Here is a 22,271-nt window from a genome sequence, read left to right as displayed (position 1 = left end):
CTCCGTGCCTGAATTGCCAGAGGTCGAAGTGGTGCGCCGCGGCCTGGTGAACTGGGTCCGCGGCAGGACCATCCGCGCCGTGGACGTCATCGATCCCCGCTCCATCCGGCGCCACGCCCTCGGGGCAGGGGACTTCATCGGCAACCTCGAAGGCGCCACGGTGGCCGACGTCGTGCGGCGCGGCAAGTTCCTCTGGATGCCGCTGCTGGACGGCACCGCTGCGCTGCCGAACGCCGGGGAGGACACCCGCGTTCCCGCGGTGGCACTCATGGCGCATCTGGGCATGAGCGGGCAGCTGCTGATGCAGGGCCCCGGCGTTCCCGATGAAAGGCACCTCAAGGTCCGTTTCCGGCTCAGTCCCCGCGACGGCATGCCGGACCAGCTGCGGTTCGTGGACCAGCGGATCTTCGGAGGCCTTTTTGTCACCGCACTGGTACCCACGGACGACGGCGGCCCGGGCGGCCTCGCGGAATCCCCCCTTCCCCTGATCGCCGCCGAAGCCGCGCACATTGCGCGCGATCCACTGGACCCTTCGTTCTCCTTCGACCTCTTCTACCAGCGGCTTCGGAAGCGCCGGACCGGCCTGAAGCGGGCACTGCTGGACCAGGGCCTGATCTCCGGTATCGGGAACATCTATGCCGACGAAGCGCTGTGGCGGGCCCGGCTGCATTACGCCCGGCCCACCGATACCCTGCGCCGGGGGGACGCCCGGCGTGTCCTCGACAGCGCCCGCGAGGTCATGCTCGATGCCCTGGCCGCAGGAGGAACCAGCTTCGATTCCCTGTACGTCAACGTCAACGGCGCCTCAGGCTACTTCGACCGGTCCCTCAACGCGTACGGCCGCCAGGGTGAGCCGTGCAAAAGGTGCGCGGCCGCAGGAATCCAGGCGGTCATCCGCCGCGAGCAGTTCATGAACCGTTCGTCCCACACCTGCCCCGTGTGCCAGCCGCGGCCACGCAACGGCCGCTGGTAGCACCGGGCCGCCCAGGCGATGGGCTCAGCGGGTGCCATAGTGTGCTGCCAGCCGCGCCAGGCCTTCGTCGATCGGGACGGCCGGAGTCCAGTCGAGGAGTTCCCGGGTTTCGCGCTGGTCGAACCAGTGGGCGGTGGACAGCTGCTCAGCGAGGAATTTCGTCATGGGCGGTTCGTCCTGCATTCCAAGCCTCAGCCACAGTTTTTCCACTACGGACCCCGCCGCCCTGGCAAACCGCCCCGGGACGGACCACGACGGGGCAGGCACGCCACCGGCGGCGCAGATGCCGGCAATCAGTTCGCCCACCGGCCGTGGCTCCCCGTTGCTGACAACCAGCGCCCTGCCATGGATGTGGCTGATGCGCTCCAGCGCGGCAACAATCGCCGACGCGGCGTTGTCCACGTACGTGGTATCGATCAGGGCGGCGCCCGCATCCAGCAGCGGCAGCCGGTGCCGGGCAGCCCGCGCCAGCACCCGTTCCACCAGCTGCGTGTCCCCGGGTCCCCAGACCACGTGCGGCCGAACGGCAGCAACGCGGAAGTCCGGGGCGTCCGCGGCAAGGGCCAGCAGTTCCGCCTGGGCCTTGGTGCGGGAGTAGTCCCCGTGGGCATGCTCCGGGTCCGCGGGCTCTGCCCCCAGGCCCGCAATGGCGGCGCCGGAATTGGCCACTGACGGCGAGGACACGAAGATTAGGTTCCGCACGCCGGCCGCGCGGGCGGCGAGGAGCAGCCGCCGGGTGCCGTGGACGTTTACTTCGTCGAACTGTGCGGCACGGCCGGTGAAGGAGACCTTGGCCGCCAGGTGGATGACTGCCTCGGCACCCCGGACGGCATCGCTGACCGCGGCGTCATCGGTGAGGGATCCGCGGTGGTCCGTGGCGCCGTCGACCCCTGAGGGACGCCGCTGGAAGGTGGTGACGTCATGGCCCCGGTGCACCAGTTGTCCGGCGACTCCGCGGCCCAGGAGTCCGCTTGCACCGGTAACGAGGACTTTCATGGCGTCCCCGCGCGTCCGCCGGCCAGGACGGAGGCAGCCCACCGGGACAGGCGCGTCCGGTCGATCTTTGCGTTGTGGCGGATATCGGTAGGCTGCGCGGGGACCACCAGCACGGCGGCCACGGAAATGCCCGCCGTGCGCGCGGCTTCCCGGACCTTTCCAGCCAGTTCCGGACCGGCAGGCCCGGCTTTCCGGACGGGCGGGACCGTCTCGACCACGGCGGTGACGGCCTGCGTCCCCGCCGGCCCCACGCCAACAATCGCGGCCATCCGGATGCCGGCCACGCGTTCGATGGCCTGTTCGGCGCCGACCGGTGTCACCACCGAACCGGGCGCGGTGACGACGTGCGCAAGCCGGCCTTCCACCCACAACCGGCCGTCGGAGTCGAAGTGGCCGACGTCGCCGGTGCGGTGCCATCCGGCCACGCCGGTGCTGGCTTCCTGGGTCAGCCAGAGCCGGTCGTACATATCCTTGACGTGCGGCGCACTGACCAGGATTTCTCCTGTGATTCCCGCGTCCGTGACAGGAGTTGAACCGGGGGCTGTGCCGTCTGCCGCCAGGGGGATGACGGCCACCCGGGCGCCGTGGACGGGCCGGCCCACGCAGACACCGTTGCCGGCGCCGGGCTTTGTTCCGGATCCGGCGTCGAAAGCCGCGGCCCTGATTTGTTCGAGGCTGATGTCGGTGACGGGGAGCGCTTCCGTCATTCCGTAGGGCGTGTGCAGGGAGGCACCCGGCAGGAGCCGCTGCATCTCCGCAAGGAGCGGTTCGGGAACGGGGGCGCCTGCGGAGAGCAGCAGTTCAACCCGTTTCAGCGCTGCGGTGCCCTCCGCACTGAGTCTGCCGCTGGTGGCGACGACGTTGCGCAGGGCAGCCGGCGAGGCGAAGACCACGGTGGCGTCGATGGCCGCTGCGGCGTCCGCGAGGGCCCGCGCGGTCAGGGTTCGTGGCGCGGTGACATCCATCGCCGGCGTCACGGACACGGTTCCCAGTGCCGGTCCGAGCAGGGCGAAGGGCGCGAAACCCGCCACCAGCCGCTGGCCCGGATGGATCCCGAAGGTTTCGGCCACGGTGTCCCGCATCGCGGCGAGTTGCCGGTGCGTGTACAGCACGCCCTTGGCCGGACCGGTGGAGCCGGAGGTGAAGAGCACGGCGGCGGGGGAGTCCGGGTCCGGCCAGTATGTGCCGTTGCCGTTGCCGTTGCCGTCGCCAGGCCCGGCGGAGCGCACCCTACCCGCCGTTGTTAGTGCGGCCAGGGAGGTTTCCACTCCGAGAATCCGGCGGCGGGCGGCCGGGAGGTCGCGTACGCTGATGCGCCTGGCCGCCCATCCCAGGGCGCGGGCAGCTGCCAGCGCCCTGTCGATGCCGATCAGGAAGTCGGGAGTAGCCCCCTTGACCGCCCGGTTCAGTCCCTTCGTTCCGAGTCCGGCATCGGCCACCACCACTACGGCTCCCAGCCGCAGGCAGGCATACAGGGCCACGGTCAGGTCCACCCCGGGCGGGACCATGAGGCTCACCCGGCTGCCCGGCCTTACGCCTGCCAGGTGCAGGCCGGTGGCCAGGCGGTGGACGTCAGAGTCCAGCTGCTGCCACGTGAGGGAACGGGCCACGGTGCCGTCCGCAGCCATTTCGACGACGGCCGGCTTACCTCCGGCGGGTCCTGCCGCCTGTTCGGCGAGGAGCGTCCACAGTGGCTGGAAACCTGCGCGGGCCGGTGGCTGGGAAGCGGCGTTCCCCACCGCGGGCGAACCGTTGCCGCCGCCGCTGACGCGCCCGGCCAGCCAGTCGAAAACCGCCGGGGCGATGTCGCGGTCCTCCACGAGCAGGTGTCCTGCGCCCTCGTAGCGGTGCACGTCAGCATGCGGGAGGCGGGTGATGAGGTCCTTGAGGTAGCGGTCGGAAAAGATCGGGTCGCGCGGACCCCACAGCATCAGGGCAGGGACCTTCAGGTTCCGGAGGCCTTCCGCCACGCCGCTGAGCGCAGAAAAGCTGGGATGCCAGGCGTCCACGGGAATGTCGGCAACAAAGTTTCCCACCCCGGCCCGCCGCTCGGCTCCGCGGTAGGGGGCCATATACGCCTTCCGGACATCCGCGGGCAGCGGCGGGTGCGCCAGCGAATGCGTCACCCGCAGGAAGGAGTCGGATGTGGTGGTTCCCCATGTGTGCACGGCAGGGTGCAGGGCAAGGCGCAAGGCCGGGGGAATGGACGAGCCTGCAGGCTGGTGAACGGCCGTGTTGGTCAGTACCACGCCGGCCAACTGGTGCTGGTGGGCCAGCGCCCAGCCCAGGCTGACCACTCCGCCCCAGTCATGCCCCACCGAGACGACCGGTCCCTCCAAGGCCACCGCGTCCGTCAGGTCGTTCAGGTCCTGGATCCTGTCTGCCAGCCGGCGGAAGGTGCCCGTGCGTTCGGAGAATCCCATGTCCAGCTGGTCAACCGCCACCACCCGCCACGGATGCGCGGGGTCGCATCCGGCGGCCAGCAGGCTCCGCCACAGGTAGGACCAGGTGGGGTTGCCGTGCACGCACAGCAGGGTCCCGGCGGGAACCAGGCCACGGCCGGCGAGTTCTGCGCCGTTGTCCAGCAGGTGCCAGCGGCGCACCGTGCCCGGCGCGTCGACGCCGGCTGTGGAAGGGACATCAATCTGGCGCGACCACCCGGCGGCCACGCCCGGCCAGTCCGCGATCACCAAACGATTTCCAGCATTGCGGTGTTCAGGCCGGAACCCACGCCCATGCACAGGACGCGGTCCCCGGTATCCAGGGACTGCGACTCGGCCGCAAGCGTCATGGGCAGCGAGGCGGGCCCAACATTGCCCCAGTGCGGGAACGTGATGGGCACCTTGTCGGGGTCGAGGTCAATGGCGTCAATGATGGCCTGTGTATAGGCGTTGCTGACCTGGTGCGTGACGTAGCGGTCCATGGCCGCCCAGTCCCACTCGGGCTGCGCTTCATGCCACGCGTCCACGACCAGCTGGAGGCCGCCGTCGAGCAGTCCTTTCGTGTCCGTGCTCATGCCGTCGATGCCGCCCACGCACAATTCATGGTGCTCGGTGCCGGCACGCATCACGCCGCCCACCACGCGGTGGGCCCCGGGGTGCTCATCGGCCGGTCCCAGGACAGCCGCTGCGGCCCCGGATCCCAACGTCAGCGTGGCGAACTCGCGGTTGAAGTCGTCGCGGGTGGTTTCCGGCCGCTGGAGCCGGGCGAGGGTGGCCTCCTGCGTCAGCTGGGCGTCCTCGCCATTGACGATGACGGCGTACCTGATCTGCCCCGAATCGATCATGTTCGCTGCCAGGGTCAGGGCGTTCACGAACCCGAGGCATGCGTTGGCGAGGTCGAAGTTCATGGCCGACGACGGCAGGCTCAGGCCGTGGTGGATCTTCACCGCCACGGACGGTTCGAGGTTGCGGCGCGTGACCGAGGTGTTGATCAGCAGTCCGACGTCGGAGGCTTCGATGCCTGCCTCGGCCAGGGCCTTGGCTCCGGCTTCCACCGCGGCGTCGTCGAACGATGTTCCGGGGGCCCACCAGCGGCGGTGCGTAATGCCCGCAACGCGCTCAAGCAGCCGGGGTGGAAACTTCAGCCGCTTCAGGGTGTGCGCCAGGTGGCGGTCGAAGTCCGTGGAGCTTACGATCCTTGGAGCCTCGACGCTGCTCACCGAGAGCAGCGCGGTGTTGCTGTGGCGGAAGGTTGCATTACCTGCCAATTCAAGCCCCTCTTCGTTTCCGTCGCGCATTCATGCGGTGACTGTACCCACATAAACGCAGGCTCAAGAGCTTAACTATGCCTTTGCCGGGCCGGAACCGGCATATCCGGCCGTGGCGCCGGCCCCGGCTTCCGGGTGCTGCTGCCGGGAATTGTCGGTCCTGCGCAGTAGATTGTAGTGAGCCGGTTCCAGCAAAACTGTCCTATCCGCTCCAGGAGACCTGAAAAGCCTTGCACCTCAAAAGCCTCACCGTCCGGGGGTTCAAGTCCTTTGCCTCTGCCACCACCTTCGACTTCGAACCCGGCGTCACCGCCGTCGTGGGTCCCAACGGATCCGGCAAGTCCAACGTGGTGGACGCCCTGGCCTGGGTCATGGGGGAGCAGGGGGCCAAGACTCTCCGCGGCGGCAAGATGGAGGATGTCATTTTTGCCGGGACGTCCGGGCGGCCGCCCCTGGGACGCGCCCACGTTTCGCTGACCATCGACAACGCCGACGGCGCGCTCCCCATCGAATACAGCGAAGTCACCATCTCACGGACGCTTTTCCGGACAGGCGGCTCCGAATACGCCATTAACGGTGCCGCCTGCCGTTTGCTGGACATCCAGGAGCTGCTCTCCGACTCCGGGCTGGGCCGGGAGATGCACGTCATCGTGGGCCAGGGGCAGCTGGACCGCGTCCTGCACGCCACCCCCGAGGACCGCCGCGGCTTCATCGAGGAGGCGGCGGGGATCCTCAAACACCGCCGGCGCAAGGAACGGACCGTCCGGAAGCTGGAGGCGATGCAGGCCAACCTGCAGCGCCTCACAGACCTCACCGGGGAGATCCGCCGCCAGCTGACGCCCCTTGGCAAACAGGCCGAAGTGGCCCGCCGCGCCCAGCGCGTCCAGTTCGACGTCCGGGACGCCCGTGCCCGGCTGCTCGCCGATGACCTCGTCCAGCTGCAGCAGGCGCTGCAGCAGGACGTGGCGGACGAGGCAGCGCTCAAAGCCCGCCGGACCGCCGTCGAACATGAACTCGAAGCCGGGCGCCGGCAGCAGGCGGCGCTGGAGCAGCTGGCTGCCGAAGCCACACCCCGGCTCAACGCCGCGCGGGACACCTGGTACCAGCTGTCCACTGCACGGGAGCGCCTCCGGTCGCTCGGTTCGCTGGCCACCGAGCGCAGCCGCCTGCTCGGCTCCGACGATGCCGCACCGGCATCCGCGCGGGACCCCGAACAGCTCGAACGCCAAGCCGCCAGGGTGCGGCAGGAGCTGGCCGAGCTCGAACGGGACATCGACGCCAGGCGCACCACCCTGGACACGGCCAGCGCCGCGAAGGCCGAGGCAGAGCAGGCAGCCGTGGCCGAGGACCGGCGGCTCACGGCCCAGCTCCGGGCCGCGGCGGACCGGCGGGAAGGCCTGGCCCGCCTGGCCGGACAAGTGGCGGCGGCCCGGTCCCGGGTGGAATCCGCGCAGGCAGAACTGGGCCGGCTGCGGGAGTCCCTTGCCGCCGGCACGGAACGGCGGGCGCGCGCCCAGGCCGAGTTCACGGCCTTGGAAAACCAGGTGGCCGGCGTGGAGGAAGGGGAGGAATCCCTCGACGCCGATTACGAGGCCGCCAGTAAAGCACTTGATGCGGTCCTTCAGGAGATTGCCCAGCTCAAGGCCGCCGTCAACGAAGGCGTCCGCAAGCGGGACGCCCTTGCCGCCCGGCTCGACGCTCTTAAGCTCGGCCTGGACCGCAAGGACGGTGCCAGGCACGTACTGGAGTCAGGGCTGTCCGGGGTGCTGGGCAGCCTGGCGGCCGGGATCAGCGTGCAGGGTGGTTACGAGGCGGCGGTCGCTGCCGCGCTGGGAGAGGCCTCCGAGGCAGTCCTCGTCCAGGATCAGGACACGGCGGCCGCCGTCCTGAAGGTGCTCAAGGACGACGACGCCGGGCGGGCGTCGCTGCTCCTCGCATCAGCGGTGGCAGGCCACCTGGGTGACCCCGCCACGGAGTCCACGCCGGGAGGAGCGGCCGCCCCCAAAGCAGTGCCGCTGCCCGATGGTGCGCAATGGGCCGCCGACCTGGTGGACGGACCTGCGGAGCACATCCCGCTGGTCCGGCACCTGCTGTCCGGAACCGCCGTCGTCGCAAGCATCGACGCCGCGGCTGCGCTGGTGGCCGGGCTGCCCGGACTCACGGCGGTCACCCGCGAGGGGGACGTGTTCACCGCCGTATCCGTTGCCGGCGGTTCTGCCAAGGCGCCCTCCCTCCTTGAGGTGCAGGCGGCGGTGGACGACGCCGACCCCCGCCTTTCGGCGGTCACGGCAGACCTGGAGCGGAACAGGTTCGCCCTGGCCGCCGCCGAGGCGCGCCGCGCCGGAGTGCAGGAGGAGGCGGACGCTGCCCTGGACAAACTGCACGAATCCGATGCCCGCCTGGCCGCCGTGGCCGAACGCCTGGGCCACCTGAATTCAGTCCTGCGCAGCGCCGTCGGTGAGAGCGACCGCCTGGCTGCCTCCCTGGCACGCGCTGCGGAGAACGTTGCCGCGGAGGAGGAGGCGCTCGCTGCCATCACGGCCCGGCTGGCCGCCGCCCAGGAGGCTCCGATTGAAGAGGAGCCCTCCACCGAACAGCGGGACGCGTTGGCCCGTGCCGCATCCGCCGCCCGTGCAGCGGAAGTGGAGGCGCGGTTATCCCTGCGCAGCGCCGAAGAGCAGCTGGCGGCAACCCGCAACAGGGTGGCGTCCCTGGAGCGCGCCGCCGCCACCGAACGCCGTGCCCGGGAGGAAGCAGCCCAGCGTGCCCGGCGCCGCCGCATCCAGGCCAGGCGTGCGGCCGCCGTTTCCGCCGCGGCGGAACTGGCACTGCGTTACGTGGACGTATCGGTGGACCTCGCCCGGCACGAACGGGACCTGGCCGAGGAAAACCGCGAACAGCGTGACCGTGGGCTTCGGGACATCCGGGAAGCCAACGACGCCCTGGCCCGCGAACTGGCCGACCTCACCGACAACGTGCACCGGGACGAGCTGGCCCGTGCGCAGCAGCGGGCCAGGATCGAGGCAGTGGAATCCCGGTCCGTGGACGAGTTGGGCATCACCCCCGAAGCGCTGGTGGCAGAGTTCGGGCCGCACGTCCCGGTTCCCGTGCCTGCGGAGGAGACCGGCGACAAGTGGGCCGCGCTGCGGGCTCCCGTTGACGCCGGCGGGGAAGAAATCCGGGAAGGGAAGCCCTACGTCCGGCAGGAGCAGGAGAAACGGCTGCGCAAAGCTGAACGCGACCTCGCCAGCCTGGGCAAGGTCAACCCCCTGGCCCTGGAGGAATTCGCGGCACTGGAGGAGCGGCACCAGTTCCTCAGCACCCAGCTTGAGGACCTTAAGGCCAGCCGCCGGGACCTGCTGGACATCATCAAGGAAGTGGACGACCGGGTCCAGCGCGTCTTCGCCGAGGCGTTCGAGGACACCCAGGTCCAGTTTGTCCGGGTTTTTGAGCGGCTCTTTCCCGGCGGCGAGGGCCGCCTGGTCCTCACGGACCCGGGGGACATGCTCACCACAGGCATCGAAGTGGAGGCCCGTCCTGCGGGCAAGAAAATTAAACGGCTGTCCCTGCTCTCCGGAGGCGAGCGGTCCCTTACCGCGGTGGCGCTGCTGGTGGCCATCTTCAAGGCGCGGCCCTCGCCGTTCTACGTCATGGACGAGGTGGAGGCGGCGCTGGACGACACCAACCTCGGCCGGTTGATCACCATCTTCGAGGAACTGCGGGAGTCCAGCCAGCTCATCGTCATCACCCACCAGAAGCGGACCATGGAGGTGGCGGACGCACTGTACGGCGTCACCATGAGGGGCGACGGCGTTTCCACGGTGATCAGCCAGCGGCTCGTTTCCGAGGTGTAGCAGCACCGCCGGCGTCCGGCGGCCGCGGGGGCGCCGCATTGGGGCAGGTCAGGGGCGGGCTGCGCGCCCGAACCGGGCAGGCCGTTTGTGAGAAGCTAGGGGAGTGAATGACATCCTTCCCATTGTCCTGTCCATTCTTGTTGCGCTGGTGGTCATCGGCGGCCTGATTCCGGTCCTGCTCAAGACGCGGAGGAACATCACCCGGTACCCCGGCACGCGGGATGCCAACGATCCTGAGGTCCGCTCCGGCGGCAGCACCGCCGTAGCGGACAGCGCCGGACCAATCGAACGCACGGCGCCCGCGGGCGTGGACCTCGAAGGGCTTGACACCACTACGGTTCCGGACGACGCTGCCGGGCTGGAAACCATTCCCGTCGAAACACCGCTGCCTGTCGCGGGCCGCCTCACCCGCCTCCGTGAGCGGCTGGTCCGCTCCAACAACATCATGGGCAAGGGCCTGCTGGCGCTGCTGTCCAGCGACCGGATCGATGAGAGCGTCTGGGACGAGGTGGAGGAGACACTCCTCCTCGCGGACCTGGGAACCGAACCCACCATGCAGCTGGTGGATGCCCTGCGCGAACGGGTCAAGGTGCTGGGCACCCGGACCCCCGAACACGTCAAGGCCATGCTCCGTGAAGAGCTCATCAAGCTTGTCGACCCCTCCATGGACCGCAGCCTGAACGTCCAGCGCCATGCGGACAGGCCTGCCGTGATGATGGTGGTGGGCGTGAACGGCGTCGGCAAGACCACCACCGTCGGCAAGCTGGCGCGCGTGCTGGTGGCAGAGGACAAGGACGTCCTGCTGGGTGCCGCGGACACGTTCCGCGCCGCCGCGGCGGAACAGCTGGCCACGTGGGGGCAGCGCGTCGGCGTCCCCACCGTGAAGTCGGACATCGACGGCGCCGATCCCGCCTCCGTTGCCTACGAGGCCGTGAAGGCAGGCATTGAGCAGGAAGTGGACGTTGTCATGATCGACACCGCCGGCCGCCTCCAGAACAAGGTGGGCCTGATGGACGAACTGGGCAAGGTCAAGCGCGTGGTGGAGAAGCTGGCCGAGGTGGACGAGGTCCTGCTGGTTCTGGATGCCACCACCGGCCAGAACGGCCTGAACCAGGCGCGGGTCTTTTCGGAGGTTGTCAACATCACGGGCATCGTCCTGACCAAACTGGACGGAACCGCGAAGGGCGGCATCGTCGTCGCCATCCAGAAGACGCTCGGCGTGCCCGTCAAACTCATCGGACTCGGCGAAGGCGCCGACGACCTGGCCCCGTTCGACACCGAAGGCTTTGTCGACGCCCTGCTGAACTAGCTAAGCCAGCCCAACCAGCTCGCATTAGTTGTCGTTTTGAGCCCTCAAAACGACAACAACTGCGGGCTAGTTGGGTTTAACCCGGAGTGTTTCGCGGGTGGGCAGCCAACCGACGGCGGCCAGGAGCATGACGCCGCCGGTCACGCCGAAAGCCCAGCCGAAACCCAGCCGGTCCGCGAGCAGCCCGGCCGCCACCGGTCCGACGATCGCTCCGACGTCGGACGTCATTTGGTAGACGGCCAGGACCTTGCCGCCGGAGCGTGCGTTCCCAATGACATCGGCGACGGCGGCCTGCTGCGCCGGGCCGAAAAGGCCGGACCCGACGCCGGCAAGCGTCGATGCGGCAAGGAACCAGGGCAGGTCGGAGGTCAAGCCGATCGCCGCAGTCGCGAAGGCTGCCACCAGCAGGCCGGAGATCATCATCGGCTTGCGCCCCAGGGAGTCCGCCAGCCGCCCCGAGAAGGTCAGCGCGGCGGCGTTCCCGGCAGCGAAGACTGCCAGCGCCAGTCCGGCCGCCTGCGGTCCTGCCCCGAAGGCTGCCGCGGCGAACAGCGGCACCGTTGCCATGCGGACGCCAAACGTGGCCCACCCGTTGGCAAAGCTGGACAGCAGGGCCGACCGGTAGGTTCCGGCAGCCACGGCTTCGCCAAAGCGCATGTCCGGCGGACGGTGCTGGGTTTCACCGCCGCCCCGGCGCTGGTGGCTGAGCTGGGTCTGCACCACAAACGCGGCAACGAGCAGGGCCCCGGCGTAGGCAAGGAACGGGACCCGCAGGCCCAGCCCCGCCAGCAGACCGCCCACAATCGGCCCGCACACATTCCCGATCAGGAAAGCGGACGCATAGGCACCTGAGACCCTGCCCCTGCTCTGGGGTGGGGCCAGGCGGACCACCAGGGCCATCGATGCCACCGTGAACATCACGGACCCGGCTCCGCCAAGGCCGCGGAACAGCAGCAACTGCCAATAGTCCTGCGCAAAGGCGCAGGCCGCCGTGGACAAGGCCACGATCAACAGCCCAGCGACATAGACGGGCCGTTCACCGCGCTTGCCGATCAGTGCTCCGCCGGCGGGTGCAAAGGCAAGGCGCATGAAGGCAAAGATCGCCACGATGACGGCTGCCTCGGTGTTCCCTACGCCGAAGGTTGTTGCGAACTGCGGCAATACAGGCGCAACGAGCCCGAATCCAAGCGCAATCAGGAACGCCGCGGCCAGCATCACCTTAATGTCGCGGGGAAGTTTCTCCCGCCGAGGCCTTAGCCGGGCCAAAAACCTCGAAGTGGCGCCGCTTTCGCGGGGTGTTGCCGTCATTGTGAAGGAGTCCTTGCAGGAAAGGGAGCCGGGTGGCTGCGCGGGTGCGGAAACATAACCGTAACAAGGCGGATATGCACCATTTACTTCCTAGAGGTTGTTGTAACAGGCCCGCAATCTAAATCCTCCGCGGGCGAAACACGCCGCCCACAAACTCATTACAGGACGCAAAAAGGCGTTGGCAGGCGGAGTACTCCGCAAGATTCGATGAGAGAGGACGTGCACCATGGAACTTACCGCAGGTCACGTTTGGGTCATGGTGGCGGCAGCCCTTGTGCTGTTCATGACACCCGGTCTGGCATTTTTCTACGGCGGCATGACCCGCGCCAAGGCAGCACTGAACATGATGATGATGAGCTTCATCTCCATCGGCATGGTGGGTGTTGTCTGGGTGCTGTGGGGCGCGTCCATGAGCTCCGGTGAAGGCTTCCTGGAGATCGTGGGCAACCCGTTCGCCACATTCGGCCTTGAGGGCATCACCACCCCTGACGGTCTGATCAAGGTTGGCTACGCCGCCACCTTCGCCATCATCACCGTGGCACTGATCAGCGGCGCCATCGCCGACCGCGCCAAGTTCGGCGCCTGGTCCGTCTTCGTTCCCGTGTGGGTCACGCTCGTCTACTGCCCGCTGGCGTACATGGTGTGGGGCGGCGGACTCTTCGGCCCCGAAGGCGCCATCGGCAAGGCCCTCGGCCCCGCCATCGACTTCGCCGGCGGCACCGTGGTCCACATCAACGCAGGTGTGGCGGCGCTCATCCTCGTCCTCATCATCGGCAACCGCAAGGGCTTCGGCAAGGACCCCAACCACCGCCCGCACAACATCCCGTTCGTCATGCTCGGCGCAGCCATCCTGTGGTTCGGCTGGTTCGGTTTCAACGGCGGTGCAGCCACCACTGCCGAACAGGGGGGTCTGATCTGGATCAACACCCTCGCAGCCCCGGCAGCAGCCATGCTCGGCTGGCTGGTCACCGAACGGATCCGCGACGGACACCCCACTTCCCTCGGCGCCGCATCCGGCGTGGTGGCCGGCCTCGTCGCCATCACCCCGGCCTGCGCCAACGTCAGCCCCGTCGGTGCACTCGGCCTGGGCGTCGTGGCCGGCGTAGCCTCCGCCCTGGCAGTCGGCCTGAAGTTCCGCTGGGGCTTCGATGACTCGCTGGACGTCGTCGGCGTGCACCTGGTGTCCGGCATCATCGGCACCGTGGCGCTCGGCTTCATCGCACTGCCCACCGACGGTGTTGGCGGCGGCCTCTTCTACGGCGGCGGACTGACCCAGCTCTGGGCGCAGCTCGCGGCAGCCGGCGTCGCCATCGCCTACTCCGCAGTCCTGACGGCCATCATTGCGCTGGCCATCCACAAGACCATGGGCTTCCGGGTCTCGCAGGAACAGGAAACGGTGGGTGTGGACCTCAGCCTGCACGCCGAGACTGCCTACGAGTTCGGACTGAGCGGACACGGCGGAAGCTTCCAGCCGCTGCACGACATGATCACCGGCAAGGGCCAGGGCGAGTCCCACGCGCCAGTCCAGGGGACGCCGGGCACGCAGAAGTCACAGTCAGCAACAGGTAAGGAAAGCGTGGGGGCATGAAACTGATTACTGCAATCGTCCGGCCGGAAAAGCTCGAAGCCATCAGGGAGGGACTGGAATCCTATGGTGTTCAGGGCCTGACCGTCAGCGCAGCCAGCGGATACGGCCGGCAGCGCGGCTACACCGAGGTCTACCGCGGAGCCGAATACAACGTGGACCTCCTGCCCAAGATCCGGGTGGAAGTCCTGGCCACGGACGAGCAGGCAGACGACATCCTGGATGTGATCATTGCCAGTTCCAATACCGGCAGGGCCGGGGACGGCAAGGTCTGGACCATCGATGTCCATGAAGCAGTTAGGGTCCGGACCGGGGAACGCGGAGTGGCCGCCATCTAGGCACCGGCACGGAACCATAAAGACAGGCAGGGCGGGAACCGAAAGGTTCCCGCCCTGCCTCTTGTTAACGCTGCCGGTGCTGCCGCGGACTGCTCAGTCCTTTGAGCGGTTGGTGGGCCAGGATGCCGGGCCGGCCGAACCGGCGTCGTACTCTTCAAGCGGGACGTCCCCGCGCTCCCACGCCTTGAGGACCGGCTCAACAATCCGCCAGCAGTCCTCTGCAGTGTCTCCCCGGACGGACAGCAACGGATCGCCGGTCAGCACGCCTTCCAGCACTTCGCCGTAGGGCAGGAGATCGGAGGCGCTCAGTTCGGCTTCCAGGGTGACCCGGCCCAGGCTGAAGATGTTTCCCGGACCGTTGACGTCGACGTCGAACTCCAGTGTGTCCGGGCCGAAACCGATCCGGAGCTGGTTGGGGGAGTCCACCCCGGTAAAGCCCTGGGGCAGGTGTGGCACCGGAAGGAAGGTGACCACCGCTTCCTTGCGCTTGTCGCCCAGGGCCTTGCCGGAACGCAGGATGAAGGGAACCCCCCGCCAGCGCCAGTTGTCGATGCCCACCTGGATTTCGGCAAGGGTTTCGGTTCCCTTTCCGGGATCCACGCCTTCCTCCTTGGCGTAGTCCGGGACGTCCTTGCCTGCCACGGAACCGGCGGTGTAGCGGGCCCTGCGCGTTGAGCCAGTGAAGGGGGCACTGACGCTGCTGGCCCGCAGGACGGTGGAGACGGCGTCGCGGAGGTCGCGCTCGCCGATGGTGGCCGGAGGTTCGATGGCCATGATCGCCATGACCTGCAGGAGGTGGCTCTGGATCATATCCCGGAGGGCGCCGGCGCCGTCGTAGTAGCGCGCTCGGCCTTCCAGGGCCAGGTCCTCATCGAAAAAGATCTCCACCTTTTCCACGTGCTGCCTGTTCCATACCGGCTCAAGGAAGTTGTTGGCGAACCGAAGGCCCAGGATGTTCAGGACGGTGGCCTTGCCCAGGAAATGGTCAACCCGGTGGATATGGTCTTCGGGGACCAGCCGTGCCAGGGTCCGGTTCAGCGACCGGGCCGATTCCTCGCTGAAGCCGAAGGGCTTCTCCATTACCAGGCGGGTGCCTTCCGGAACCTCTTCCGGCTGGAGCGTCTCGCATGCCTGCTGGCTGATCCGGGGCGGCAACGCAAAGTAAACGGCCACCGGGCCTTCCAGCCCCGCGAGCAGGGCGGCCAGGGCACCCTTGGCCGTGACGTCCACCTGGTGGTACGCCGTCTCCTTCTGCAGCAGCTCGAGGGCGTCCTTTCCGGAACTGTCTGCCGCGCCGGCTGCAGCAGCGAACGATGCCTGGACCCGCTCCCGCCATTGTTCCGGCGTCCACGGATCCGAGCCTGCCCCCACCAGGGTGAGGCCCTCCGCGCGGCCTGCGGCAACGAGCCGCGCCAGGCCGGGCAGGAGGAGCCGGCCGGTGAGGTCGCCCGAGGCGCCGAGGATGAGCAGGGTCTTCACAGTCGTTTGGCTCGTCATTTTGCCAGCATGCCACCTACCGGGCCTGACTTGATACCCTAGATAGTCGAGTCCCGATCATCCACTGAAAGAAGTGCACGTCGCGTGTTCAATTCACTCTCTGACCGGTTGACAGCAACCTTCAAGAATCTCCGCGGTAAAGGCAGGCTCACCGAGGCCGACGTCGATGCCACCGTCCGGGAGATCCGCCGCGCGCTTCTGGACGCCGATGTTGCCGTTCCCGTTGTGCGTGAGTTCACTGGCCGGGTCCGTGAACGCGCCCTGGGTGCCGAGGTCTCTGCGGCACTGAACCCCGGCCAGCAGATCGTCAAGATCGTCAATGAGGAACTCGTCGAGATCCTGGGCGGCGAAACCCGGCGGATCCGGCTGGCCAAGAACGGCCCCACCGTCATCATGCTCGCCGGCCTCCAGGGTGCCGGCAAGACCACCCTTGCGGGCAAGCTGTCCAAGTGGCTGAAGGCCCAGGGGCACAGCCCCATGCTGGTGGCCTGCGACCTGCAGCGCCCTAACGCCGTCACCCAGCTCCAGGTGGTGGGCCAGCGGGCAAAGGTCCCCGTCTTCGCCCCGCACCCGGGTGCCACCTCCACCGAGCTGGACCAGCCCGCCGGCGACCCCGTCGCCGTCGCCCGCGCCGGCGTCGAGGAAGCACGCCAGAAGCTGCACGACGTCGTCATCGTTGACACGGCCGGCCGCTTGGGCGTGGACGCCGACATGATGGAACAGGCGCGCCAGATCCGCCGTGCCATCGTGCCCAACGAAGTCCTGTTCGTGATCGACTCCATGATCGGCCAGGACGCCGTGAACACGGCCCTCGCCTTCGACGAAGGCGTGAACTTCACGGGCATCGTGCTGTCCAAGCTCGACGGCGACGCCCGAGGCGGTGCCGCTCTTTCAGTCGCGTCGGTCACCGGCAAGCCGGTCATGTTCGCCTCCACCGGCGAAGGCCTGGACGATTTCGAACTCTTCCACCCGGACCGGATGGCCTCGCGCATCCTGGATATGGGCGACATCCTCACCCTCATCGAACAGGCCGAAAAGGCCTGGGACAAGGATGAGGCCGCCCGGATGGCGAAGAAGTTCGCCGACCAGGAAGACTTCACCCTTGAGGACTTCCTGGCCCAGATGCAGCAGATCCGCAACATGGGCTCCATGAAGAAGATGCTCATGATGATGCCGGGTGCACAGAACATCCGGCAGCAGCTGGAGCAGTTCGACGAACGCGAGATCGACCGCGTCGAGGCAATCGTCCGCTCCATGACACCGCACGAGCGGCTGGCGCCGAAGATCATCAACGGTTCACGGCGGGCACGCATCGCCCGTGGTTCCGGCGTCCACGTCTCCGAGGTCAACGGCCTGCTTGAGCGCTTCGCCCAGGCCCAGAAGATGATGAAGAAGATGGCCCAGGGCGGCATGCCGGGAATGCCGGGGATGCCTGGCCTGCCCGGCGCCGGCGGCGGTGCCCGGAAGAACGCCAAGAACGCGCCCAAGAAGAAGGCAAAGTCCGGCAACCCGGCCAAGGCTGCCCAGGAGCGCAAAGAAGCGGAAGCCCGCCGTGCCAACGCCGCCAAGGCGCTGCCTACGGGCGCCGCCTTCGGCCAGCAGGGCGGGGACTTCGACCCGTCCCAGCTGAACCTCCCCAAGGGCTTCGACAAGTTCCTGGGCAAGTAGCAGTTCCCCGGCAACGCAGCGCCAGGTGTCGTTTTGACCTCTCAGAACGACACCTGGCGCTGCTTGCTTGGGATGTCAGTGCCGTGGAATAGGGTTGGGACATGTTCAAGCAGAGGGTAGTGTTCGTGCACGGCGCCGGAACCTTCGGTGCCGCCGCGTGGCCGCGCCAGCACGGCATGGCACTGTCCTATGACGCCCTGTTCCTCCGCCGCCATGGCTTTGACGTCCTCGCGGAGCCACTGGAGTCGTCCTTCGCGGAGGACACCGCCATCATCCTGCGCTCCCTTGCCGATGACGGCCGCGGCGCCGCCGGCGGGCATGTGGTGGCGCACTCCCAGGGGGCGATCGCGGCCATGATGGCCGCCGTCGAACGTCCGGACCTGGTCTTCTCATTGACGCTGGTGGAACCGGCCTGCCTCTCCCTGACAGCGGAACTCCCGGCCACTGCCGCCCACATCAGCCTCATGCAGCCCCTCTTCGACGTGCGCCACCAGCTCAGCGACGAAGACTTCCAGCGCGAATTCGTCCGGCGGGTCTTCGCCACCGACCTCCAGCAGCCCGCCACCACGGAAGAAAAAAGGTCCGCCCGCAGGCTGCGGCTCCAGGCCCCGTCATGGGAGGCGCCGCTGCACATTGTTCCCGGGGTGCCCACGCTGGTGCTGACCGGTGGGTGGGAACCGCTCTACGAGGAAATCGCCGGGTACCTCCGGGAGACCGGGGCCCTGCACCGCGTTGCCGCGGGAGGACACCGGCCCCATGACTCCCCGGACGGGGACCGGGCCATCCGGCAGTTCATCAGCCAGGTCAGCCGGAGCCAGCCGGCCCGCGCGTCCTAGCTGTCAGCAGGCACCCGCAGTTCCGGCAGGTAGACCTTGCCGCCGGCCGCCAGGAATTCCTCGCTCTTCCCGCGCATCCCGGCCGCAGCATCGGCCAGTGCCGCCTGCGCCTCCGCGGAACCAAATTCGTCGCGGATGTCCTGGCTGATCCGCATGGAGCAAAACTTGGGCCCGCACATCGAACAGAAGTGCGCCGTCTTGGCAGGCTCAGCCGGCAGCGTCTCGTCGTGGAACGCCTCAGCCGTCACCGGGTCCAGGGACAGTGCGAACTGGTCCCGCCAGCGGAATTCGAACCGCGCCTTGGACAAGGCGTCGTCCCGCTCATGCGCCCCCGGGTGCCCCTTGGCCAGGTCCGCCGCGTGCGCGGCGATCTTGTAGGTGATCACGCCGGTCTTCACGTCGTCCTTGTTGGGCAGGCCCAGGTGTTCCTTCGGGGTGACGTAGCACAGCATCGCGGTGCCGTAACGGGCAATCTCGGTGGCACCAATCGCTGAGGTGATGTGGTCATAGCCCGGAGCAACATCTGTCACCAGCGGGCCCAGGGTGTAAAACGGGGCCCCCTTGCAGAGTTCCTGCTGCCGCTCGACGTTTTCCCGGACCAGGTGGAAGGGAACGTGGCCGGGCCCCTCCACCATGACCTGCACGTCGTACTCCCACGCGCGCTGGGTGAGCTCGGCGAGCGTGTCCAGTTCCGCGAACTGGGCGGCGTCGTTGGCGTCCGCCGTCGAACCGGGGCGCAAACCGTCGCCCAGGGAGAAGGCAACGTCGTACTTCGCGAAGATCCCGCACAGCTCATCGAAGTGCGTGTAGAGGAAGTTCTCCTGGTGGTGGGCCAGGCACCAGCCGGCCATGATGGAGCCGCCGCGGGACACAATGCCCGTCACCCGGTTGGCGGTCAGCGGGACATAGCGAAGCAGCACGCCGGCGTGGATGGTCATGTAGTCCACGCCCTGCTCGCATTGTTCAATGACGGTGTCCCGGAAGATTTCCCAGGTCAGCGCGTTGGCCTCGCCGTTGACTTTCTCCAGGGCCTGGTAGATCGGCACGGTGCCGATCGGGACGGGGGAGTTGCGGATGATCCATTCCCGCGTGGTGTGGATGTCGTCGCCGGTGGACAGGTCCATAACGGTGTCGGCGCCCCATTGCGTGGCCCACTGGAGCTTGTCCACCTCCTCCGCGATGGAACTCGTCACGGCCGAGTTTCCGATGTTGGCGTTGATCTTCACCAGGAAGGCCTTGCCGATGATCATCGGCTCGGACTCCGGATGGTTGATGTTGTTCGGAATGATGGCGCGGCCGGCGGCCAGTTCGCTCCGGACCAGTTCCACATCGCAGTTCTCGCGCAGCGCCACGAAGCGCATCTCCTGCGTGATGACGCCCTGCCGGGCATAGTGCATCTGGGTCACCGTCCGGCCGTCGACGGCGCGGCGGGGCACCGGCTGCGCGCCCTTCCACTCCGCGGAGGCGGCGCCGCGGCGGACGGCCGAGCGGCCATCGTCGAGCAGGTTGCGTTCCCTGCCGCTGTAGGCCTCGGTGTCTCCGCGCGCCACGATCCACTCCGCGCGGAAGGGCTCCAGGCCGCGGACGGGGTCGCTTCCCGGCCCCGCCGTCCGGTAGGTCCGGAACGGTGCGTTCGGCTGGCCGTTGGGCGATGGCTCCAGGGCAATTTCCGTGACGGGTACCCGGATGCCGGACCCGGCGTCGTCGATATAGGCCAGCGAATGCGACGCCAGGGACCGGGTCACTTCGGACTGGTTCACCTGGGGCGTGGAGCCGGCTCCGGAACCCCCGGTGGACGGCATGTGGGCAGGGTTCAACTGGGTGTTTTGCGTACTCAAGGGAATACTCACTTCCTTCGCCGGCATTACCCGGACAGGTTCAACGGTCGCAGGCTGCGTCAGCCCGATCTCAGCCCCTGCAAGGGCTCCCGTGTGGTCAGAGAAGAAGCTACCACAGGCCCCCGGAAGGGCGGTGTCACATTTGCGGGTGCTAGCCTGACCGGGCATCGAAAGGAAGCCCGATGGCAGACATCATCTACTTTCGCGGACCCGTCCTGGCCGCACCGGACCGGGTACACCATGGACTCTGGTCGGTGGACGGCAAGCTCACGTTCAGCCGGCCCGCTGCCCCTCCGGCGCGGGAACTCGACGGCTGGGTGCTGCCGGGGTTCGTCGACGCCCACTGCCACATCGGCCTGGGTCCCGACGGCCCGGTGGAACCCGCCGTTGCCCGGGAGCAGGCGCTGGCTGACCTCAACGCCGGAACCCTGCTGGTCCGCGACGCCGGCTCACCTGCCGATACCCGCTGGATGCAGGGCGGCCGGGACTTCCCGGTACTGATCCGTGCAGGACGGCATGTGGCCCGCACACGCCGCTACCTGCGCGGCTTCGCGGCGGAGGTCGAACCCGACGGGCTCGTGGAGGCCGTGCGGAAGCAAGCGCGCGACGGCGACGGCTGGGTCAAACTGGTGGGCGACTGGATCGACCGGAGCGCCGGCGACCTTGCGCCCTCCTTTCCTGCCGCCGTCGTGCGTGACGCTGTGCAGGCTGCCCATGATGAAGGTGCCCGGGTCACGGCACATTGCTTCGCCGAAGACACCCTGGACCAAATGCTGGACGCCGGCATTGACTGCATTGAGCACGCCACGGGGCTGCTGCCGCGCCACCTGCCCCGGTTCGTGGAGCAGGGCGTACCGATCGTGCCCACCCTCATCAACATCGCCACCTTTCCTGATATCGCGGAGCAGGCGGACGCAAAGTTTCCGCGCTACGCCGCCCACATGCGTGCCCTGTGGGAACGCAGGCTGGAACGGGTGGCGGAGGCCCATGCCGCCGGCGTCCGGATCTTTGCCGGCACGGACGCAGGCAGCGTGATCCGGCACGGCAGGATCGCAGATGAGATCCTCGCCCTGCGCGGGGCCGGCCTGCCCATGCATGCGGCCCTGGATGCCGCCTGCTGGGCAGCGCGTGCGTGGCTGGGCGCTGACAACCTGGAGGAAGGCGCGCGGGCCGACGTCGTGGTGTGCCGGGACGACCCCCGGACCACCCCGGACACGATCACGGCGCTGGAGCACGTGGTGCTGGGCGGCCGCATCATCCGTTGAGTTATTTGGTTCCGCTACTTGGAATAAATTGAAGCTTCAAGTAATTTTAATATGTGACAGGCCGCCGAAGTGACGGCCTCCAACACAAGGAGCCTTCAAATGACCGACGCAGCCAGCAGCCAGGATCTTCTTCCTGCCGACCTCGCCATGGGCACGGTAATGCTCAAGGTGGGCGACATGAAGGTCATGACCGACTACTACCAGCGCGCACTGGGCCTGGAGGCGGTGGCGGAGCAGGACGGCGGGCTCTACCTGGGCAGGCTCGGCAGGCCGCTGGTCCACCTGGCGCCGGCCCCCGGGCTGCACCTTCCCGGCAGGGGAGAGGCCGGCCTGTTCCACACCGCCCTATTGTTCGAGGACCAGGCTTCCCTGGCGGCCACCATCGCCACGGCAGCCCAGTACGAACCCCGGTCCTTCACCGGCAGCGCCGACCACCTGGTGAGTGAGGCCTTCTACTTCACCGACCCCGAGGGCAACGGCATCGAGCTGTACTGGGACCGGCCGCGCAGCAACTGGTCCTGGAACGGGACGGACGTGGTGATGGACAGCCTGGCGCTTCCGCCGCAGCGCTACCTGGAGCAGCACCTCACTGAGGAATCCCTCGAAGGCCAGCGGCGGACGTCCGCAGGCGTGGGGCACGTCCACCTCCAGGTTGGCGACGTCCAGACCGCCAGGGACTTCTACGTGGGTACCCTGGGCTTCGAGAAGACGGCGGGCTGGCATGGGCAGGCCCTGTTCGTTTCCGCGGGCCGCTACCACCACCACATGGCCATGAACGTCTGGAACAGCCGCGGCGCCGGCCCCCGCAAGGACACCCTTGGGTTGGGCGAGGTGCTCATCGAGGTTCCCTCGGGTGACGACGTCGGGGCGCTAGCTGACCGCCTGAGGGTCGCCGGGGTGCCCGCCCACCACACCGGCGCGGAGCTCCGGTTCGAGGACCCGTGGCGCAACCGGCTCCGGGTGGCAGTCCGCTGACCGGTGCTCCTGCACGGGCCGTGCGCCAGTGCTGACGGGCCAGTGTTGGGGCTCGCGGGCTCCGGCCCGGCGCGTTTGCCGGCGGGCGCGCAGCAACTAGGCTGATTCCGTACGGCCGGG

At 68.2% G+C, this 22,271-nt stretch carries 15 protein-coding genes and 1 riboswitch; of the genes, 9 read left to right on the top strand and 6 right to left on the bottom strand.

Annotated features, from left to right (window positions below):
- Positions 1-4 precede the first annotated feature (4 nt).
- Positions 5-973 carry a bifunctional DNA-formamidopyrimidine glycosylase/DNA-(apurinic or apyrimidinic site) lyase gene (gene mutM / locus ASG79_RS01155; protein ID WP_056387879.1) on the top strand — a complete coding sequence of 323 codons (969 nt, stop codon included), beginning with the start codon at positions 5-7 and terminating at the stop codon, positions 971-973.
- 24 nt (positions 974-997) lie between these two features.
- Here mutM and ASG79_RS01150 read toward each other — a convergent pair whose 3' ends face one another.
- Genes ASG79_RS01150 through ASG79_RS01140 form a run of 3 tightly spaced genes read right to left on the bottom strand, consistent with a single transcriptional unit; the run spans position 998 to position 5,708 of the window.
- Complete coding sequence (locus ASG79_RS01150; protein WP_056388168.1) at positions 998-1,969, bottom strand: NAD-dependent epimerase/dehydratase family protein; 972 nt, start codon at positions 1,967-1,969, stop codon at positions 998-1,000.
- Entirely contained in the window at positions 1,966-4,662 is a 2,697-nt protein-coding gene (locus tag ASG79_RS01145; protein ID WP_056387877.1) for an alpha/beta fold hydrolase, read from the bottom strand. Before ASG79_RS01145 ends, ASG79_RS01150 begins: the two co-directional genes overlap by 4 nt.
- The gene (locus ASG79_RS01140; protein WP_056387874.1) at positions 4,656-5,708 is read right to left on the bottom strand and encodes a 3-oxoacyl-ACP synthase III; all 1,053 of its coding nucleotides are present in this window, start codon (positions 5,706-5,708) and stop codon (positions 4,656-4,658) included. The genes ASG79_RS01145 and ASG79_RS01140 overlap by 7 nt, the downstream gene beginning before the upstream one ends.
- Before the next feature lie 200 nt (positions 5,709-5,908).
- On the opposite strand from ASG79_RS01140, the gene smc reads away from it, so the two are divergent.
- Both smc and ftsY read left to right on the top strand, forming a co-directional pair.
- Positions 5,909-9,532 carry a chromosome segregation protein SMC gene (smc, locus tag ASG79_RS01135; RefSeq protein ID WP_056387872.1) on the top strand — a complete coding sequence of 1,208 codons (3,624 nt, stop codon included), beginning with the start codon at positions 5,909-5,911 and terminating at the stop codon, positions 9,530-9,532.
- 103 nt (positions 9,533-9,635) lie between these two features.
- Positions 9,636-10,841, top strand: a complete 1,206-nt coding sequence (gene ftsY / locus ASG79_RS01130) for a signal recognition particle-docking protein FtsY (protein ID WP_018768297.1) — start codon at positions 9,636-9,638, stop codon at positions 10,839-10,841.
- Between the two features lie 66 nt (positions 10,842-10,907).
- On the opposite strand, the gene ASG79_RS01125 is transcribed toward ftsY, so the two are convergent.
- Positions 10,908-12,149, bottom strand: a complete 1,242-nt coding sequence (locus tag ASG79_RS01125; protein WP_026265614.1) for an MFS transporter — start codon at positions 12,147-12,149, stop codon at positions 10,908-10,910.
- Positions 12,150-12,375: 226 nt separating this feature from the next.
- On the opposite strand from ASG79_RS01125, the gene ASG79_RS01120 reads away from it, so the two are divergent.
- Positions 12,376-13,737 (top strand): ammonium transporter, encoded by a 1,362-nt coding sequence (locus tag ASG79_RS01120; RefSeq protein WP_018768295.1) that lies wholly within the window; start codon positions 12,376-12,378, stop codon positions 13,735-13,737.
- Positions 13,734-14,072 carry a P-II family nitrogen regulator gene (locus tag ASG79_RS01115; RefSeq protein ID WP_018768294.1) on the top strand — a complete coding sequence of 113 codons (339 nt, stop codon included), beginning with the start codon at positions 13,734-13,736 and terminating at the stop codon, positions 14,070-14,072. The genes ASG79_RS01120 and ASG79_RS01115 overlap by 4 nt, the downstream gene beginning before the upstream one ends.
- 93 nt (positions 14,073-14,165) lie before the next feature.
- Here the strand turns inward: ASG79_RS01115 and ASG79_RS01110 are convergent, their stop codons facing one another.
- Positions 14,166-15,569: a glucose-6-phosphate dehydrogenase gene (locus ASG79_RS01110; protein WP_026265613.1), complete on the bottom strand. Its 1,404-nt coding sequence runs from the start codon at positions 15,567-15,569 to the stop codon at positions 14,166-14,168.
- A gap of 84 nt (positions 15,570-15,653) precedes the next feature.
- Between ASG79_RS01110 and ffh the strand changes: the two genes are divergently transcribed.
- Positions 15,654-17,237, top strand: a complete 1,584-nt coding sequence (gene ffh / locus ASG79_RS01105; RefSeq protein ID WP_018768292.1) for a signal recognition particle protein — start codon at positions 15,654-15,656, stop codon at positions 17,235-17,237.
- Positions 17,238-17,338: 101 nt separating this feature from the next.
- Positions 17,339-18,073 carry an alpha/beta fold hydrolase gene (locus tag ASG79_RS01100; protein WP_018768291.1) on the top strand — a complete coding sequence of 245 codons (735 nt, stop codon included), beginning with the start codon at positions 17,339-17,341 and terminating at the stop codon, positions 18,071-18,073.
- Here the strand turns inward: ASG79_RS01100 and thiC are convergent.
- Entirely contained in the window at positions 18,070-19,875 is a 1,806-nt protein-coding gene (gene thiC, locus ASG79_RS01095) for a phosphomethylpyrimidine synthase ThiC (protein ID WP_056388166.1), read from the bottom strand. The two genes, ASG79_RS01100 and thiC, sit on opposite strands and share 4 nt — an antisense overlap.
- A gap of 31 nt (positions 19,876-19,906) precedes the next feature.
- A riboswitch (TPP riboswitch) is annotated at positions 19,907-20,014 on the bottom strand.
- Between the two features lie 79 nt (positions 20,015-20,093).
- On the opposite strand from thiC, the gene ASG79_RS01090 reads away from it, so the two are divergent.
- Together ASG79_RS01090 and ASG79_RS01085 are read left to right on the top strand one after the other, a co-directional pair.
- Positions 20,094-21,176: an amidohydrolase family protein gene (locus ASG79_RS01090; protein WP_056387868.1), complete on the top strand. Its 1,083-nt coding sequence runs from the start codon at positions 20,094-20,096 to the stop codon at positions 21,174-21,176.
- A gap of 99 nt (positions 21,177-21,275) precedes the next feature.
- Positions 21,276-22,151 carry a VOC family protein gene (locus tag ASG79_RS01085; RefSeq protein WP_018768288.1) on the top strand — a complete coding sequence of 292 codons (876 nt, stop codon included), beginning with the start codon at positions 21,276-21,278 and terminating at the stop codon, positions 22,149-22,151.
- The last annotated feature ends 120 nt before the right edge of the window (positions 22,152-22,271 follow it).

Origin of the sequence: Arthrobacter sp. Soil761, from assembly GCF_001428325.1 — a bacterium.
Lineage (GTDB): Bacteria > Actinomycetota > Actinomycetes > Actinomycetales > Micrococcaceae > Arthrobacter.
This window is presented reverse-complemented; position numbering and strand designations above follow the sequence as displayed.